The 16,983-nt window shown below is 57.5% G+C and carries 16 protein-coding genes; all 16 read left to right on the plus strand.

Going from position 1 to position 16,983, the window contains the following annotated elements:
• Positions 1-8 precede the first annotated feature (8 nt).
• A complete protein-coding gene (gene fliM, locus H8S59_RS04670; RefSeq protein WP_095094504.1) occupies positions 9-977 on the plus strand; it encodes a flagellar motor switch protein FliM in 969 nt (322 codons plus the stop codon).
• A gap of 55 nt (positions 978-1,032) precedes the next feature.
• Complete coding sequence (gene fliN / locus H8S59_RS04675) at positions 1,033-1,500, plus strand: flagellar motor switch protein FliN (protein WP_027897999.1); 468 nt, start codon at positions 1,033-1,035, stop codon at positions 1,498-1,500.
• 5 nt (positions 1,501-1,505) lie between these two features.
• Positions 1,506-1,952 (plus strand): flagellar biosynthetic protein FliO, encoded by a 447-nt coding sequence (fliO, locus tag H8S59_RS04680; protein WP_095095124.1) that lies wholly within the window; start codon positions 1,506-1,508, stop codon positions 1,950-1,952.
• Positions 1,952-2,698, plus strand: coding sequence for a flagellar type III secretion system pore protein FliP (fliP, locus tag H8S59_RS04685; protein ID WP_095094502.1), 747 nt, complete (start codon positions 1,952-1,954; stop codon positions 2,696-2,698). Before fliO ends, fliP begins: the two co-directional genes overlap by 1 nt.
• A 25-nt stretch (positions 2,699-2,723) precedes the next feature.
• The gene (gene fliQ / locus H8S59_RS04690; protein WP_095094500.1) at positions 2,724-2,993 is read left to right on the plus strand and encodes a flagellar biosynthesis protein FliQ; all 270 of its coding nucleotides are present in this window, start codon (positions 2,724-2,726) and stop codon (positions 2,991-2,993) included.
• A 4-nt stretch (positions 2,994-2,997) separates the two neighbouring features.
• A complete protein-coding gene (fliR, locus tag H8S59_RS04695; protein WP_187520650.1) occupies positions 2,998-3,783 on the plus strand; it encodes a flagellar biosynthetic protein FliR in 786 nt (261 codons plus the stop codon).
• A 1-nt stretch (position 3,784) separates the two neighbouring features.
• Entirely contained in the window at positions 3,785-4,921 is a 1,137-nt protein-coding gene (gene flhB / locus H8S59_RS04700) for a flagellar biosynthesis protein FlhB (RefSeq protein WP_187520651.1), read from the plus strand.
• 944 nt (positions 4,922-5,865) lie between these two features.
• Positions 5,866-7,995, plus strand: a complete 2,130-nt coding sequence (flhA, locus tag H8S59_RS04705; protein ID WP_095099756.1) for a flagellar biosynthesis protein FlhA — start codon at positions 5,866-5,868, stop codon at positions 7,993-7,995.
• Positions 7,996-8,006: 11 nt separating this feature from the next.
• Positions 8,007-9,335, plus strand: a complete 1,329-nt coding sequence (flhF, locus tag H8S59_RS04710) for a flagellar biosynthesis GTPase FlhF (protein WP_187520652.1) — start codon at positions 8,007-8,009, stop codon at positions 9,333-9,335.
• A 115-nt stretch (positions 9,336-9,450) separates the two neighbouring features.
• Entirely contained in the window at positions 9,451-10,284 is an 834-nt protein-coding gene (gene fleN / locus H8S59_RS04715) for a flagellar synthesis regulator FleN (RefSeq protein ID WP_095099750.1), read from the plus strand.
• The gene (fliA, locus tag H8S59_RS04720; RefSeq protein WP_095099748.1) at positions 10,281-11,021 is read left to right on the plus strand and encodes an RNA polymerase sigma factor FliA; all 741 of its coding nucleotides are present in this window, start codon (positions 10,281-10,283) and stop codon (positions 11,019-11,021) included. The genes fleN and fliA overlap by 4 nt, the downstream gene beginning before the upstream one ends.
• 289 nt (positions 11,022-11,310) lie before the next feature.
• Positions 11,311-11,685 (plus strand): chemotaxis response regulator CheY, encoded by a 375-nt coding sequence (locus tag H8S59_RS04725; protein WP_176469940.1) that lies wholly within the window; start codon positions 11,311-11,313, stop codon positions 11,683-11,685.
• Between the two features lie 19 nt (positions 11,686-11,704).
• Positions 11,705-12,493, plus strand: a complete 789-nt coding sequence (locus H8S59_RS04730; protein ID WP_187520653.1) for a protein phosphatase CheZ — start codon at positions 11,705-11,707, stop codon at positions 12,491-12,493.
• Between the two features lie 38 nt (positions 12,494-12,531).
• On the plus strand, positions 12,532-14,808 hold the full coding sequence (locus H8S59_RS04735) for a chemotaxis protein CheA (RefSeq protein ID WP_187520654.1): 2,277 nt from the start codon (positions 12,532-12,534) through the stop codon (positions 14,806-14,808).
• 239 nt (positions 14,809-15,047) lie between these two features.
• Positions 15,048-16,241, plus strand: a complete 1,194-nt coding sequence (locus H8S59_RS04740; RefSeq protein WP_187520655.1) for a protein-glutamate methylesterase/protein-glutamine glutaminase — start codon at positions 15,048-15,050, stop codon at positions 16,239-16,241.
• Complete coding sequence (locus H8S59_RS04745) at positions 16,241-16,981, plus strand: flagellar motor protein (protein ID WP_187520656.1); 741 nt, start codon at positions 16,241-16,243, stop codon at positions 16,979-16,981. Before H8S59_RS04740 ends, H8S59_RS04745 begins: the two co-directional genes overlap by 1 nt.
• Positions 16,982-16,983 lie beyond the last annotated feature (2 nt).

Genomic DNA, 16,983 nt, shown 5'->3' on the forward strand with positions numbered 1-16,983 from the left:
AACACGACATGGCCGTGCAAGACCTGCTGTCCCAGGATGAGATCGACGCGCTGTTGCACGGCGTGGACGATGGTCTGGTTGCAACCGAAAACGCTGCTGAACCCGGCAGCATCAAAAGTTATGACCTGACCAGTCAGGATCGGATCGTCCGGGGTCGGATGCCGACTCTGGAAATGATCAATGAGCGATTCGCCCGTTATACCCGGATCAGCATGTTCAACCTGCTGCGTCGCTCTGCCGACGTGGCCGTAGGTGGCGTGCAGGTGATGAAGTTCGGCGAGTACGTTCACTCGCTGTATGTGCCGACCAGTCTCAATCTGGTCAAGCTCAAACCGTTGCGTGGTACCGGGCTGTTCATCCTTGACGCCAAACTGGTGTTCAAGCTGGTGGATAACTTCTTTGGCGGTGACGGTCGTCACGCCAAAATTGAAGGGCGTGAATTTACGCCGACCGAATTGCGAGTGGTACGCATGGTGCTGGACCAGGCTTTCATCGATATGAAAGAAGCCTGGCAGGCCATCATGGAAGTGAACTTCGAGTACATCAACTCTGAAGTGAACCCGGCGATGGCCAACATCGTGGGGCCAAGCGAAGCGGTTGTCGTATCGACTTTCCACATCGAACTGGACGGAGGTGGCGGCGACCTGCATGTCACCTTGCCTTACTCGATGATCGAACCCATTCGGGAAATGCTGGACGCGGGCTTCCAGTCCGATCTGGATGACCAGGATGAGCGCTGGATCAATGCACTCAAGCAGGATGTTCTGGATGTAGCAGTGCCCATGAGCGCGACGGTTGTTCGGCGGCAGTTATTGCTACGCGACATTCTGCACATGCAGCCGGGCGACATTATTCCGGTTGATATGCCTGACGAGATGGTGATGCGCGCCAATGGCGTGCCTTCCTTCAAGGTCAAGCTGGGATCGCATCAAGGCAATCTGGCGCTGCAAGTCATCGAGCCGATAGAGCGGCGTTGAGTTTTTCTCGCCGAAATTTTTGTGTCACTGAATCAATGTTCACCGAGGACAACCGATGGCTGATGAAAACGATATGACGTCTGCTGAAGATCAGGCGTTGGCCGATGAGTGGGCGGCAGCACTGGAAGAAACAGGTGATGACGGTCAGAGCGATATCGATGCGCTGCTTGCTGCAGACGCCGGTAATTCGGCGGCTTCCAGTCGTATGGCAATGGAAGAGTTCGGCAGCGTGCCCAAGAGCAATGCTCAGGTAACGCTCGATGGCCCGAACCTTGACGTGATTCTGGATATTCCGGTGTCCATCTCCATGGAAGTAGGAAGTACTGACATCAGCATTCGTAACCTGCTGCAGCTCAACCAGGGGTCGGTTATCGAACTGGATCGTCTGGCGGGTGAGCCGCTGGATGTGCTGGTCAACGGTACGTTGATCGCCCATGGCGAAGTGGTTGTGGTCAACGAGAAGTTCGGCATCCGCCTGACTGACGTGATCAGTCCGAGCGAACGTATCAAGAAGCTGCGCTAGTGAAGATGATCAGAGTTGTCGCAGCGTTGCTCGCCATGCCGTTGAGTGCTCTGGCGGCTGAGCCCGCCGTTCAGGCGGCGGCGCCCCAGGCGACTGCCGCCGTGTCCTCCGGCATGGGTGGGCAGATATTGCAGTTGCTGTTCGGCCTTCTGCTGGTCATTGGTCTCATCTTTGCGTTGGCCTGGCTGATGCGCCGGGTTCAGCGCGGGGTGCCGGGTAATGCTCAGGTGATCGAACTGGTCGGCTCGCGGGCCATTGGTCCGCGTGATCGCCTGGTACTGGTGCAGGTCGGCAACGAACAGATACTGCTCGGCGTCACGCCGGGACGAATCACGCCCCTGCATGTGCTGAACGAGCCAGTGCGGGTGCCGGAGACTCAGCCGGTGAATTCCGAGTTTGCGCAGCGTTTGATGGACTTGATGGGCAATAAGGTTCAGAAGGATAAGAAGTAATGCTGCGTATTCTGTTGACACTTTTGCTGGTGCTGGCAGCGCCTGTGGCGTTTGGTGCCGATCCGTTGTCGATCCCGGCAATTACGTTGGCCAACGGTGCGGACGGTCAGCAGGAATACTCGGTCAGCCTGCAAATTCTGCTGATCATGACGGCGCTGAGCTTTATCCCTGCGTTTGTCATGCTGATGACCAGTTTCACGCGGATCATCATTGTCTTCTCGATTCTGCGTCAGGCCCTGGGCTTGCAGCAGACGCCTTCGAACCAGATCCTCACCGGCATGGCGCTGTTCCTGACCATGTTCATCATGGCCCCGGTGTTTGACCGGGTAAATCAGGACGCCTTGCAGCCCTATCTGGCAGAAACCCTGACAGCACAGGACGCAGTCGCCAAGGCGCAAGTACCCATCAAGGATTTCATGCTGGCGCAGACCCGCACCAGCGATCTTGAATTGTTCATGCGGCTTTCCAAGCGCACGGACATCGCTTCTCCGGACCAGGCTCCGCTGACGATTCTGGTGCCGGCCTTTGTCATTTCCGAACTCAAGACGGCATTTCAGATCGGCTTCATGATCTTCATTCCGTTTCTGATCATCGACCTGGTGGTCGCCAGCGTGCTGATGGCCATGGGTATGATGATGCTCTCGCCATTGATTATTTCCCTGCCGTTCAAAATCATGCTTTTCGTGCTGGTGGATGGCTGGGCGTTGATCGTCGGCACCCTGGCCAGCAGTTTCGGTGGTGTATGAACCGTCCTGATCAGGAGTCCGCGCAATGACGCCAGAAGTAGCTGTCGACCTGTTCCGCGAGGCACTGTGGTTTACCACATTGCTGGTGGCGATTCTGGTCGTGCCCAGTCTGCTCTGTGGTCTGCTGGTCGCCATGTTTCAGGCGGCCACTCAGATCAACGAACAGACGTTGAGCTTTCTGCCGCGCCTCATCGTGATGCTCATTACCCTGATTGTGGCCGGGCCCTGGTTGCTCAAGATGTTCATGGAATACATCCTCGCGTTGTATACCAGCATCCCCACCGTGATCGGCTGACCTCGTGGAACCGATTCTTGCCCTGACCAATGGGCAGATCGGCACTTGGGTAGCGAGCTTCATGCTGCCAATGTTCCGGATCACCGCGCTGTTGATGACCATGCCGATTATCGGGACAACACTGGTGCCTGGCCGTGTGCGTCTTTATTTCGCCCTGGCCATCACCGTTGTAGTTGCGCCGGTACTGCCGCCCATGCCCGAGGTCAATGCGCTTGACCTGACGGCTTTGCTGCTGATCGGTGAGCAGATCATTATCGGCGCAGGCCTGGGGCTGTGCCTTCAGTTGTTCTTCCATTCTTTTGTCGTTGCCGGCCAGATCATCTCTACGCAGATGGGTATGGGCTTTGCGTCCATGGTCGACCCTACCAACGGCGTGTCATCGGCGGTGATTGGGCAATTCTTCACCATGCTGGTCACGCTGGTGTTCCTCGGCATGAACGGCCACCTTGTGGTGATAGAAACCCTGATCGAGAGCTTTACGACCTTGCCAGTAGGTGGTGGCTTGCTCGTATCCAACTTCTGGGCGCTCGCCAATGGCCTGGGCTGGGTCATGGCCGCCGGTCTGAAGCTGGTATTGCCGACGATTACCGCCTTGCTGGTCGTCAACATCGCTTTTGGCGTCATGACCCGGGCAGCGCCGCAACTGAACATTTTCTCCATCGGTTTTCCGCTGACGCTGGTCCTGGGCTTTGTCATCCTGTGGATCAGCCTGGCGGACATTCTCAATCAATACCAACCGCTGGCAACTGAAGCGTTGCAGAGCTTCCGTGACATGGTGAGGGCTCGCTGACATGGCCGAGAACGAGAATGGTCAGGACAAAACAGAAGACCCCACGGATAAAAAGCGAAGTGATGCCCGCAAGGAAGGCCAGATTGCCCGCTCCAAGGAGCTGAACACCCTGGCAATCATGATGGCAGGCGCGATCGGGCTTCTGGTTGAAGGTCCGGACATTGCCGAGGCGATGTCCTACATGATGACGTCGAACTTCACCATCACCCGTGAAGTGCTCATGGATCAGGGATCCATGGGCAAGATGCTGCTTTCGACCGGCAAGCTCGCTCTGGTTGTCATGATGCCTTTTTTTCTGGTCATGCTTGCTGCGGCGATTATTGGCCCGATTTCCCTGGGGGGTTGGTTGTTCGCCACCAAGTCAATGGCTCCCAAATTCAGCCGCATGAACCCGTTGGCGGGCCTCAAGCGCATGTTCTCTCCCAATGCGCTGATTGAGCTGCTCAAGTCCTTCGCCAAGTTCGTGATCGTGCTGATCGTCGCGCTGCTGGTGTTGAACATGGAGAAGGCTGCGCTGGTTTCCATTGCTCATGAGCCGTTGGAGCAAGCGATCATTCACAGCTTGCAGGTTGTGGGATGGAGTACCGTATGGATGGCCTGCGGGCTGATTTTCATCGCTGCGGTGGATGTGCCATTCCAGCTGTGGGAAGCGCACAAGAAACTGTTGATGACCAAGCAGGAAGTGCGCGACGAGTATAAGAACTCCGAAGGCAGCCCAGAGGTCAAGCAGCGCATTCGCCAGTTGCAGCGCGAAGCATCGCAGCGCCGCATGATGGAGTCGGTCCCCCAGGCCGATGTGATCATCACTAACCCGACGCACTTTGCTGTAGCCCTTAAATATGACCCTGAACAGGGTGGGGCGCCGATGCTGGTGGCCAAGGGTGTGGACTTTGTGGCGTTGAAGATTCGGGAGATTGGTGCGCACAACCAGATTCTGATTCTGGAGTCGCCGGGGCTTGCGCGTTCGATTTACTACAGTACGGATCTTGATCAGGAAATCCCGGCCGGTTTGTACCTGGCGGTGGCTCAGGTCCTCGCGTATGTGTATCAGATTCGTCAGTACCATGCGGGGCAGGGCAAACGTCCGGATCCGCTGGGTGATATCACCATTCCGCCGGATTTGCAGCGGGATTCTTGATTTTTGCAGGCCTCTGGGTCTATCGCTGCTGGTTTTGTGTACATATCCGTTACCGTGTTCATGGCTGATATTGGTTGCGCTTTTACAGCGCGTCACTTTCGAAAAGCGCGAAAGTAACCAAAGCGCTCTTGCCCCATCCCTCGGCACCTCGCTGTCGCTCGGTGTACCCGCCCGCAGATCCTGAACCGTGGGCCGCCGCAACGGGCCATCCATGGCCCAATGCGGCTAACCCGGCGTCCTGCCGGGTTGCCCACGCTTCAGAATCTGCGTTCGGCCAGCGTGATTTAACGGGGCGCCCCAGATCAAGATCAAAAGCGCGGCGGCCTGACAGCCGACCTGATTTCTTGGGTTTGCCGACATTCTGTAGGAGCTGCCGAAGGCTGCGATGCGGTGTGTCAGGCGAAGAATGGGTTGGCTGTCGGGACGTCTCGCGAACAAGTTCGCTCCTACCGGTCCGAGGCGATACCACCGTTCTCGCTCTGCTTTTGATCTGTTCTGCTTTTGATTTTGATTTTGATCTTAAGCGCCCCGTTAAACCACGCCGGCCGAAATCCGACCTTGCTGCGTGGGGCAAAACGGCAGGGATGCCGGTTTAGCCGCCTCAGGCCATGGATGGCCGGTGGCGGCGGCCCCACGCAGCAAGGTCGGATTACGGGCATGCCGAGCCTAGGCGAGGCACCAAGTGGTGGGGCATGAGCGCTTTGGTTACTTTCGCGCTTTTTCGAAAGTGACCCGCCGTAAGGGCGGAACCATAAAGCCGCCGTTACCCAGTAACGGATATGTACACAAATCACTAAATGACCACCCCCCCCCATCTCACACTTTCTTACAGACCCCGCCCGCTATTTCATCACCGATTCCACAGTTGGAAAGCTTCTTGCAATAGGTCATATCAGGTCGCCATCGGCGTCAAAGTTTTGATTTAGCGCGCAGGTAAATAATCGGTGGAACGCTCTCAGTTAATCAGTAGCGCACGCAGCAATCTGGCAGGCCTCGGCCGCGGCCAGCTGGGCGTTCCGTTGCTGCTGTTGGTCATGATGGCAATGATGATGTTGCCCATCCCGCCGTTCCTGCTGGACGTGTTCTTCACGTTCAACATCGCACTGTCCATCGTGGTTCTGCTGGTCTGCGTCTACGCACTGCGTCCACTCGACTTCTCGGTATTCCCGACCATCCTGCTGGTCGCCACCTTATTGAGGCTGGCGCTCAACGTGGCTTCGACCCGCGTGGTCATGCTTCACGGTCAGGACGGTCACGCCGCTGCCGGTAAAGTGATTCAAGCGTTTGGTGAAGTGGTCATCGGCGGTAACTACGTTGTGGGTATCGTAGTGTTCGCCATCCTGATGATCATCAACTTCGTGGTTATCACCAAAGGTGCCGGACGGATCTCCGAGGTGAGCGCGCGTTTCACCCTGGACGCCATGCCCGGTAAGCAAATGGCAATCGACGCCGACCTGAACGCCGGTCTGATCGACCAGCCTGAAGCCAAGCGTCGCCGTCTTGAAGTCGCTCAGGAAGCCGAGTTCTACGGTTCCATGGACGGTGCCAGCAAGTTCGTTCGTGGTGACGCCATTGCCGGCTTGTTGATTCTCTTCATCAACCTGATTGGCGGCATGCTCGTGGGTATGCTGCAACACAACATGACCTTCTCCGAAGCCGGCAAGATATACACCTTGCTGACCATCGGTGACGGTTTGGTGGCGCAATTGCCATCACTGCTTTTGTCCACCGCCGCAGCGATCATGGTGACCCGTGCTTCCGGTTCGGAAGAAATGGGCAAGATGATCAACCGTCAGATGTTCACTTCCTGGAAAGCGTTGGGTGTGTCCGGCGCGATCATGATCGTGATGGGCCTCGTGCCTGGCATGCCACACTTCTCCTTCATCAGTCTGGGTCTCGTCGCTTGCGGCATCGGCTACCTGCTGTGGAAGAAAGAGAATCAGGTCAAGGTCGTCGCTTTGGAAGAGGTCAAGCGTCAGCAGGAAATGCTGCCTTCGCCGACGCGTATTCAGGATTCCAAAGAACTGGGCTGGGATGATGTGACTCCCATCGACATGATCGGCCTGGAAGTGGGCTATCGCCTCATTCCGCTGGTAGACCGTAATCAGGGTGGTCAACTGCTGGCGCGGATCAAGGGCGTGCGCAAGAAGCTCTCTCAAGAGCTTGGCTTCCTGATGCCGACCGTACACATTCGCGACAACTTGGATCTGGCGCCTAGCGCCTATCGTTTGACGCTTATGGGGGTGACGCTGGCCGAGGCGGAGATTTATCCGGACCGCGAGCTGGCAATCAACCCGGGTCAGGTGTTCGGTACGCTTAATGGTATTACCGCCAAGGACCCGGCGTTTGGTCTGGAAGCCGTCTGGATCGAAATCAGCCAGCGCAGTCAGGCTCAGTCGCTGGGTTATACCGTGGTGGACGCCAGTACGGTTGTCGCCACGCACCTTAACCAGATTCTCTACAAGCATTCCCATGAGCTGATAGGCCATGAGGAAGTGCAGCAATTGATGCAATTGCTGGCCAAAGGCTCGCCCAAGCTGGCTGAAGAGCTGGTTCCAGGCATTCTGTCGTTGTCTGCCTTGCTCAAGGTGTTGCAGGCATTGTTGTCCGAGCAGGTTCCTGTGCGGGACATCCGCACCATTGCCGAAGCCATCGCCAACAACGCTCAACGGAGTCAAGATACCGCCGCTCTGGTGGCTGCAGTCCGGGTCGGCTTGAGCCGCGCAATCGTCCAAAGCATTGTAGGCATTGAGCCGGAGCTACCAGTTATCACGCTGGAGCCAAGGTTGGAACAGATATTGCTCAATAGTCTGCAGAAGGCTGGTCAGGGTCAGGAAGAAGGCGTTCTCCTTGAACCAAGCATGGCGGAAAAACTTCAGCGTTCGCTGATCGACGCCGCCCAGCGTCAAGAGATGCAAGGCTTACCAGTGATTCTGCTGGTGGCAGGCCCGGTTCGGGCCATGCTGTCGCGGTTTGGACGGTTGGCTGTACCAAATATGCACGTGTTGGCGTATCAGGAAATTCCTGACAACAAGCAAGTAACCATCGTAGCGACTGTCGGGCCTAACGGCTGAGGTAGTGAGACATGCAAGTTAAGCGATTTTTCGCCGCCGATATGCGTCAAGCCATGAAACTGGTTCGTGATGAGCTGGGCGCTGAAGCGGCCATCATCGGTAACCGGCGCATTGCCGGTGGCGTCGAGCTGACTGCCGCTCTGGATTACAAATTGTCCGCGCTCGCTCCTCGTGTACCTAACATTGAGCTTGAGGACGAGTTGCGCAAAACCCAGTCGCGCATTGTCTCGGCCCAGGCAGAACTGAACAACCGTAGCGACAGCGATGGCGCGACCAATCGCCAGTTGTTTGCCGGTTTGCCATTGAGCGCTGCCGATACCCACATCGAGCCGACGCTGGAAGAGCCGCCGCGTCCCTCCGTACAGCCGCAGGCTGCTACGGCTGCGCCAGCGGGTGGTCAGCGCGGTTACGACTCGATGCGTTTTGAATTGAATGGCCTGCGTGAGCTGCTGGAAGTCCAGCTTGGCTCCCTGGCGTGGAATCAGTTGCAGGGCAGTCGTCCGGCCCAGGCCAACCTGTGGCGTCGTCTGCAACGTGTCGGCTTGTCTGGCCCGTTGTCCCGCGACCTGCTGGAAATGATCCCTGATATCGACGAGCCACGTCAGGCCTGGCGCATGTTGCTGGCCCACCTGGCACGGATGATCGAAGTGCCTGACGTCGAGCCGCTTGAAGAAGGCGGTGTGATTGCCATGGTCGGCCCGGCTGGCATGGGCAAGACCACCACGCTGGCCAAGCTGGCAGCGCGTTACGTACTCAAGTACGGCGCTCAGAATATCGCCCTGGTCAGCATGGACAGTTTCCGTATCGGCGCTCAGGAGCAGCTCAAGACATTGGGCCGCATCCTCAACGTGCCGGTGACTCACGTCGATCCAGGCCAGTCACTGGCGCAAGCGCTGGACCCACTGCTGCGCAAGCGTGTTGTGCTGATTGATACCGCGGGCCTGCAAGCCAGTGATCCGGCTCTGCGTATGCAGCTGGAGAGTCTGGCGGGGCGCGGGATCAAATCACGTAATTATCTGGTACTGGCAACCACCAGCCAGAAACAAGTGCTGACGGCTGCGTATCACAGCTACAAACGCTGTGGTCTGGCCGGCTGCATCCTGACCAAGCTGGACGAAACTGCCAGCCTGGGGGAAGTGCTCAGCCTTGCCATCAGTCATGAGTTGCCTGTGGCCTATCTGACTGATGGGCCTAGAATTCCTGATGATCTCCACATTCCGCGCAGGCACCAATTGGTGACGCGCGCGGTCAATGTGCAGATGCAAGAAGAGCCAAGCGAAGAGGCCATGGCGGATATGTTCGCCGACCTTTACCACAACCCCAACAAACGGGTCGGTTAAGTGAAGCGAACTATTCAGAGTTACCTGCATCGGTGGTCTGCCTGGCATTGCTCTTCATTGAGCGTGTCGCCCGCAATCTGGCTTCGGTCTACGCAAGACAAGGTAAACAATTAACATGGGCAGCATGCATCCCGTACAGGTGATCGCGGTGACCGGCGGCAAGGGTGGCGTCGGTAAGACTAACGTGTCAGTGAACCTTTCACTGGCCTTGGCCGAGCTCGGCCGGCGCGTCATGCTGCTGGACGCCGACCTTGGCCTGGCGAATGTCGACGTCCTTCTGGGGCTGACGCCAAAACGTACCCTCGCCGATGTGATCGAGGGTCGTTGTGAGCTTCGCGACGTGTTGTTGCAAGGCCCGGGCGGGATTCGAATCGTGCCTGCTGCCTCCGGCACCCAGAGCATGGTTCATCTGAGCCCGGCGCAGCACGCCGGTCTGATTCAGGCATTCAGCGACATTGGCGACAATCTCGACGTGCTGGTCATCGACACAGCCGCCGGTATTGGCGAGTCGGTGGTCAGCTTTGTCCGGGCCGCTCAGGAGGTCTTGCTGGTGGTGTGCGATGAGCCCACTTCCATCACGGACGCCTACGCTCTGATCAAGTTGCTCAATCGCGATTACGGCATGAACCGTTTCCGGGTCCTGGCCAATATGGCCCAGAGTCCTCAGGAAGGGCGCAACCTGTTCGCCAAGTTGACCAAGGTGACTGACCGCTTCCTGGACGTCGCTTTGCAGTATGTCGGCGCAGTGCCTTACGACGAATGTGTGCGTAAGGCCGTACAGAAACAACGTGCCGTATACGAAGCTTTCCCACGCTCTAAATGTTCGCTGGCGTTCAAGGCCATTGCGCAGAAGGTCGATACCTGGCCGCTGCCTGCCAACCCACGTGGACATCTTGAGTTCTTCGTTGAGCGACTGGTTTACCAGACAACTGCAGGGCCTGTTCAATGACCGCGAGCGGCTATCAGATGTACAGCAAAGCGTCCCGAAACTCGCAATATGATTTGATCGAGCGGTATGCTCCGCTGGTCAAGCGCATTGCCTACCATTTACTGGCGCGCTTGCCTGCCAGTGTTCAGGTCGAAGACTTGATTCAGGCGGGGATGATCGGCTTGCTGGAAGTTTCCACCAAGTACGATTGCACCAAGGGTGCCAGTTTCGAGACGTACGCCGGGATTCGTATCCGTGGTGCGATGCTCGATGAAGTGCGCAAGGGCGACTGGGCACCTCGCTCGGTTCACCGCAATACGCGCATGGTCAGTGACGCAATTCGCTCAATTGAAGCAAAAACAGGCCGTGACGCTAAAGATCACGAGGTTGCGGCCGAACTCCAATTGAGTCTCGATGATTACTACGGGATTTTGAACGATACCTTGGGCAGTCGCCTCTTCAGTTTCGACGACCTTTTGCAGGACGGCGAACATGAAGGACTGCATGAGGATGGCGCAAGCGGTTCGCTTGAGCCGTCGCGCGACCTGGAAGATGAACGCTTCCAGGCTGCGTTGGCAGATGCAATTGCCAACTTGCCGGAGCGTGAACGTCTGGTTTTGGCGCTGTACTATGACGAGGAGCTGAACCTCAAGGAAATCGGTGAGGTCCTGGGGGTCAGCGAATCTCGAGTCAGCCAGTTACACAGCCAGTGCGCAGCTCGTTTACGAGGGCGTTTGGGAGAGTGGCGAGCGCGTTGACAAGTGGTACGTAATCCTTGGTGATTACGTGTTGCGTGTGAGCAGGCTGTGCAAAGCGTTACGTGGGACAGTGGACAAGGCTGGGGCCATACAGGCATTCGTACCACGGACTGTTAAAAGCAATAGCTTTCATGCAGTCCGTGGATTTGCTGTGCGGTTTCCATAGTTGTTGATTTGCCAAGCCCGTCGTTTTCGTGCAGCCGATGTGAGCTGTGCCGGTATTGATTGAACAGCGCGTTCAGGTGCTGAACGCGTCAAAGACTGCTTGGAGGTCGAATTGGACAAGAACATGAAAATCCTCATCGTTGATGACTTCTCAACGATGCGGCGGATCATTAAAAACCTGCTGCGTGATCTGGGCTTTACCAACACGTCCGAAGCCGATGACGGGCTTACCGCGTTGCCAATGCTGGAAAGCGGTTCCTTTGACTTTCTGGTAACGGACTGGAACATGCCTGGCATGACTGGTATCGACCTGCTGCGTAAAGTGCGTGCCGATGAGCGCCTCAAGCACCTCCCGGTGTTGATGGTGACCGCAGAAGCCAAGCGCGACCAAATCATTGAAGCGGCTCAGGCCGGCGTCAACGGTTATGTCGTCAAGCCATTCACGGCTCAGGCGCTGAAAGAAAAGATCGACAAGATCTTTGAGCGCGTCAATAGCTGATGTATGCCGCGAGGGCTTTATGGAGAACAACGAAACGTCAATGGGCGAGTTTGAATCGACCCTGAAAAAACACGCAACCGAGCTGGTGGCGAGCCTTGAAAAAGGCCGTTTCGGCGACGCCGTGCAACTTATCCATGAGCTTAACCAGGCTCGGGATCGTGGCCTGTATCAGGAAATCGGCAAGCTGACCCGCGAGTTGCACAGCGCGATCGTCAACTTCCAGATTGACCCGAACATGCCGCAAGCCGAAGAGGTGTCCCAGATCACGGACGCCACCGAACGCCTGTCGTATGTCGTCAGGCTCACGGAAAATGCGGCTAACCGCACCATGGACCTGGTCGAGGAAAGCACCCCGCTGATGCACAGTCTGAACGACGAGGCCAAGGCCTTGAGTGCGGACTGGGGGCGTTTCATGCGCCGTGAGGTCAGTGCTGAAGAGTTTCGTGAGCTGGCGCGACGCGTCGATGGTTTCTTGACGCGCACCGAAAAGGATACCCATCAGGTTTCCTCCCACCTCAACGACATTCTGCTGGCTCAGGACTTCCAGGACCTGACCGGTCAGGTGATCAAGCGCGTCACGCAATTGGTCACTGAAGTCGAGAGCAATCTGCTCAAATTGGTGCTCATGGCCAGTCATGTAGACCGCTTTGCGGGCATCGAACATGACGACGAATCCATCCGCGCAGAAAAAGATCCAGAAAAACATATCAAACAGGGTGAAGGTCCGCAGATTCATGCCGATAAACGGGAAGACGTTGTGTCCGGACAGGACGATGTAGACGATCTGCTATCGAGCCTGGGCTTCTAAGTCTGGTCTGTTGACGGTTAATTTTAGGGAGCACCCCAATGAGCTTCGGCGCCGATGAAGAGATCCTTCAGGATTTTCTGGTAGAGGCCGGCGAAATTCTCGAGCAGTTGTCTGAACAGTTGGTCGAGCTGGAAAGCCGACCGGATGACGCAGATCTGCTCAATGCAATTTTTCGCGGTTTTCACACTGTAAAAGGGGGCGCCGGCTTCCTCCAGCTCCATGAGCTGGTGGAGTGCTGCCACATCGCCGAGAACGTCTTCGACATCCTGCGCAAGGGTGAGCGTCGCGTAGATTCGGAACTGATGGACGTGGTCCTTGAAGCGCTGGATGCGGTCAATGCGATGTTCAGCCAAGTGCGTGAGCGCAGTGAAGTGACTCCGGCAACACCGGAATTGCTGGCTGCCCTGGCGCGTCTGGCGGAGCCGGCATCGGCTGACGAAGCGCCTGCTGACGTCGTGGAGGAGGCACCTGTCGAAGCTGTCGCCGAAGCGCCTTCCGACGAGATCACCGATACCGAATTCGAAAACCTGCTTGATTCGCTCAATGCAGCCAAGGAGCAAGCACCTGTTGCTGCTGCACCGGCTGCAACGGGCGTAGCCGCAACTGACGAAATCACCGACTCGGAATTCGAATCGCTGCTCGACCAGTTGCATGGCAAAGGTCAGTTTGCTCCCGACGTGGCACCTGCTGCCGCTGCGGTAGCGCCTGCACCGGCTGGCAAGGCTGAAAGCGGTGATATCACCGACGATGAATTCGAAGCATTGCTCGATCAATTGCACGGCAAGGGTTCGTTCGATGCCACCGCGGTCGCTTCCACAGCGGCTCCTGCCGTTGCGCCAGCGCCTGCTGCTGCCGGGGCTGCATCGGCTGGCAAAGATAACGAAATCACCGATAACGAATTTGAAGCCTTGCTCGATGAGCTGCACGGCAAGGGCAAATTCGAGCCAGAAATAGCCGCAACAGCCGCCGCGGTTGCTGCGCCTGCGGCCGCCGTTGCTGCACCTGCCAAACCAGCGGCACCCGCCGCCAAGCCTGCTCCGGCGGCTGCAGCCAAACCGGCTGCCGCACCAGCGCCCGCCAAGGCGGCTGCGCCTGCGCCTGCCAAACCGGCTGCGCCACCTGCTGAAAAGCCGGTCGCTTCAGAAGCGGAAACCACCGTGCGGGTCGATACCGCGCGCCTGGACGAGATCATGAACATGGTCGGCGAACTGGTGCTGGTGCGTAACCGTCTGGTTCGCCTGGGTCTCAACAGCGGCGACGAAGCCATGTCCAAGGCGGTTTCCAACCTGGATGTGGTAACGGCCGACTTGCAGACCGCGGTGATGAAGACCCGGATGCAGCCGATCAAGAAAGTCTTCGGTCGCTTCCCGCGACTCGTACGCGACCTGGCTCGTCAGCTCAAGAAAGAGATCAACCTTGAACTGGTGGGTGAAGAGACCGACCTGGACAAGAACCTCGTCGAGGCGCTTGCCGATCCATTGGTCCACTTGGTGCGTAACGCGGTTGACCACGGTGTCGAAACGCCGGAAGAGCGCGAAGCATCGGGCAAACCCCGTGGCGGTCGCGTCATTCTCTCTGCCGAGCAGGAAGGCGATCACATCCTGTTGTCGATTTCCGATGACGGCAAGGGCATGGACCCTAACGTTCTGCGCGCGATTGCGGTCAAGCGTGGCGTGATGGACAAGGATGCGGCTGATCGTCTGAGCGATACCGACTGCTACAACCTGATCTTCGCACCGGGTTTCTCGACCAAAACCGAGATCTCCGACGTATCGGGCCGTGGCGTGGGCATGGACGTGGTGAAAACCAAGATTGCCCAGCTCAACGGTACGATTAACATCTACTCGACCAAGGGCCAAGGCTCGAAGATCGTCATCAAGGTGCCGTTGACCCTGGCGATCATGCCAACCCTGATGGTCATGCTGGGCAACCAGGCCTTTGCCTTCCCGCTGGTCAACGTCAACGAGATCTTCCACCTGGACCTGTCGACGACCAATGTCGTCGATGGTCAGGAAGTCGTGATTGTGCGTGACAAGGCGCTGCCGCTGTTCTACCTCAAGCGTTGGCTGGTCAGTTCGGCCGTCCACGAAGAGCAGCACGAAGGGCATGTGGTGATTCTTTCGGTGGGCACTCAGCGGATCGGCTTCGTTGTCGATCAACTGGTGGGTCAGGAAGAAGTGGTCATCAAGCCACTGGGCAAAATGTTGCAGGGAACGCCTGGCATGTCGGGCGCCACCATCACTGGTGACGGTCGCATTGCCTTGATTCTCGATGTGCCGAGTATGCTCAAGCGGTACGCCGCACGGCGTATTTGATTCTGGTGCCACTGGCAGGTAACTGCCTGTGGCGCCTGGTCAGGTTGTGTCGAAACGCTGCGAATGCATGCGAAGGCAATAATAACAACGTCGAGTCGCTTGCGTAGCTTGGAGTAGAGCGCATGCGTCTCGTGGCCCTTTGGGATATGTTCGGTCGATTAGCTGTCATCGTCCGGACCTCGCTTCAAAGGCATGTCGCACAGCGCAGTGGTTTCCGTGCAACCTGTAATGGAGTGTTTATGGTAGTCAAGGTATTGGTGGTAGATGACTCCGGTTTCTTCCGCCGCCGCGTCACGGAAATTCTTTCTTCAGATCCAAATATCAAGGTTGTCGGTACCGCGAGCAACGGCAAGGAAGCCATTGATCTGGTGCTGTCGCTCAAACCTGACGTGATTACCATGGACTACGAAATGCCCATGATGGATGGCATTACCGCCGTTCGCCAGATCATGCAGCGCAGTCCAACCCCGGTGCTGATGTTCTCCTCGCTGACCCACGAAGGTGCCCGCGTTACGCTGGATGCACTGGACGCCGGTGCGGTGGATTTCCTGCCCAAGAATTTCGAAGACATCTCGCGTAACCCGCAGAAGGTCAAGCAACTGCTGTGCGAAAAAGTCCACAGCATTTCGCGCAGTAATCGCCGCGGCTTGAGCGGTTCTGCTGCGCCCGTATCCGCTCCGGTCTCATCCCCGACTCATGCGTCGACTCACAACCCGGTTCATGCCCCGACGGCGGCTCCGGCCACCAGCAGAACTGCCAGTCCGACGCCGGCTCCCGCGCGGCCAATAACCCCGCGTGCGGCACCTGCGCCAGCTCCAGCTTCGGCGGCAGGCAGCTCGCACCCGCCGTTGTCAGGGACACCGAAACGCAAGAACTACAAGCTGGTCGCTATCGGCACCTCGACGGGTGGCCCGGTTGCCTTGCAGCGTGTGCTGACCCAATTGCCTGCCAGTTTTCCTGCGCCTATCGTGCTCATCCAGCACATGCCGGCGGCGTTCACCAAAGCCTTCGCCGAGCGTTTGGACAAGCTGTGCAAGATCAGCGTCAAGGAAGCGGAGGATGGCGACATCCTGCGTCCAGGCCTCGCGCTATTGGCTCCAGGCGGCAAGCAAATGATGATCGATGGCCGTGGCGCGGTGAAAATCCTGCCGGGTGACGAGCGTCTGAATTACAAACCGTGCGTGGACATTACGTTCGGGTCGGCGGCCAAATCCTACGGTGACAAGGTCCTGGCGGTCGTGCTGACCGGCATGGGCGCCGACGGCCGCGAAGGTGCGCGTCTGCTCAAGCAGGGCGGTAGCCACGTCTGGGCTCAGGATGAGGCGAGCTGCGTGATCTACGGCATGCCAATGGCGATCGTCAAAGCTGATCTGGCCGACGCGATTTACAGTCTGGACGACATCGGTCGGCACCTCGTGGAGGCGTGCGTCTGATGGATGTTTTGAGTCTGATCGGTATCATCCTCGCGTTCATTGCAATCGTTGGCGGTAACTATCTTGAAGGTGGGCATCTGTCCGCCTTGCTCAATGGTCCGGCGGCCTTGATCGTGATTGGCGGTACGCTGGCGGCGTCGATGCTGCAGGCGCCCATGAGCGCTTTCAAGCGTGCCATTCAGATTGGTGTCTGGATTCTGTTCCCGCCGCGCATCGACCTGGCCGGGGGGATTGACCGGGTTATCAACTGGAGCATGACTGCCCGCAAGGAAGGCTTGCTGGGTCTGGAATCGGTGGCAGATGCCGAACCTGACAGCTATGCCCGCAAAGGCTTGCAGCTGTTGGTTGATGGCGCTGAACCACAAGCGATTCGCAGCATCCTGGAAGTGGATTTCATGACCCAGGAGCACCGCGATATCCAGGCTGCCAAAGTCTTTGAAAGCATGGGCGGCTATGCGCCCACCATCGGTATCATCGGCGCGGTGATGGGCCTGATTCACGTCATGGGCAATCTCGCTGATCCGAGTCAGTTGGGCAGCGGTATTGCCGTGGCGTTCGTGGCCACTATTTATGGTGTTGCCTCGGCCAACCTGATCCTGTTGCCGGTTGCCAACAAACTCAAGAGCATCGCCCTGCGTCAGTCGCGCTATCGCGAAATGCTTCTCGAAGGTCTGCTGTCCATTGCCGAGGGTGAAAACCCGCGCTCCATCGAACTCAAGCTGCAAGGCTTCATGGAGTAATA

The organism is Pseudomonas folii, from assembly GCF_014357575.1.
In the GTDB taxonomy this organism is placed as follows: Bacteria; Pseudomonadota; Gammaproteobacteria; order Pseudomonadales; family Pseudomonadaceae; genus Aquipseudomonas; species Aquipseudomonas folii.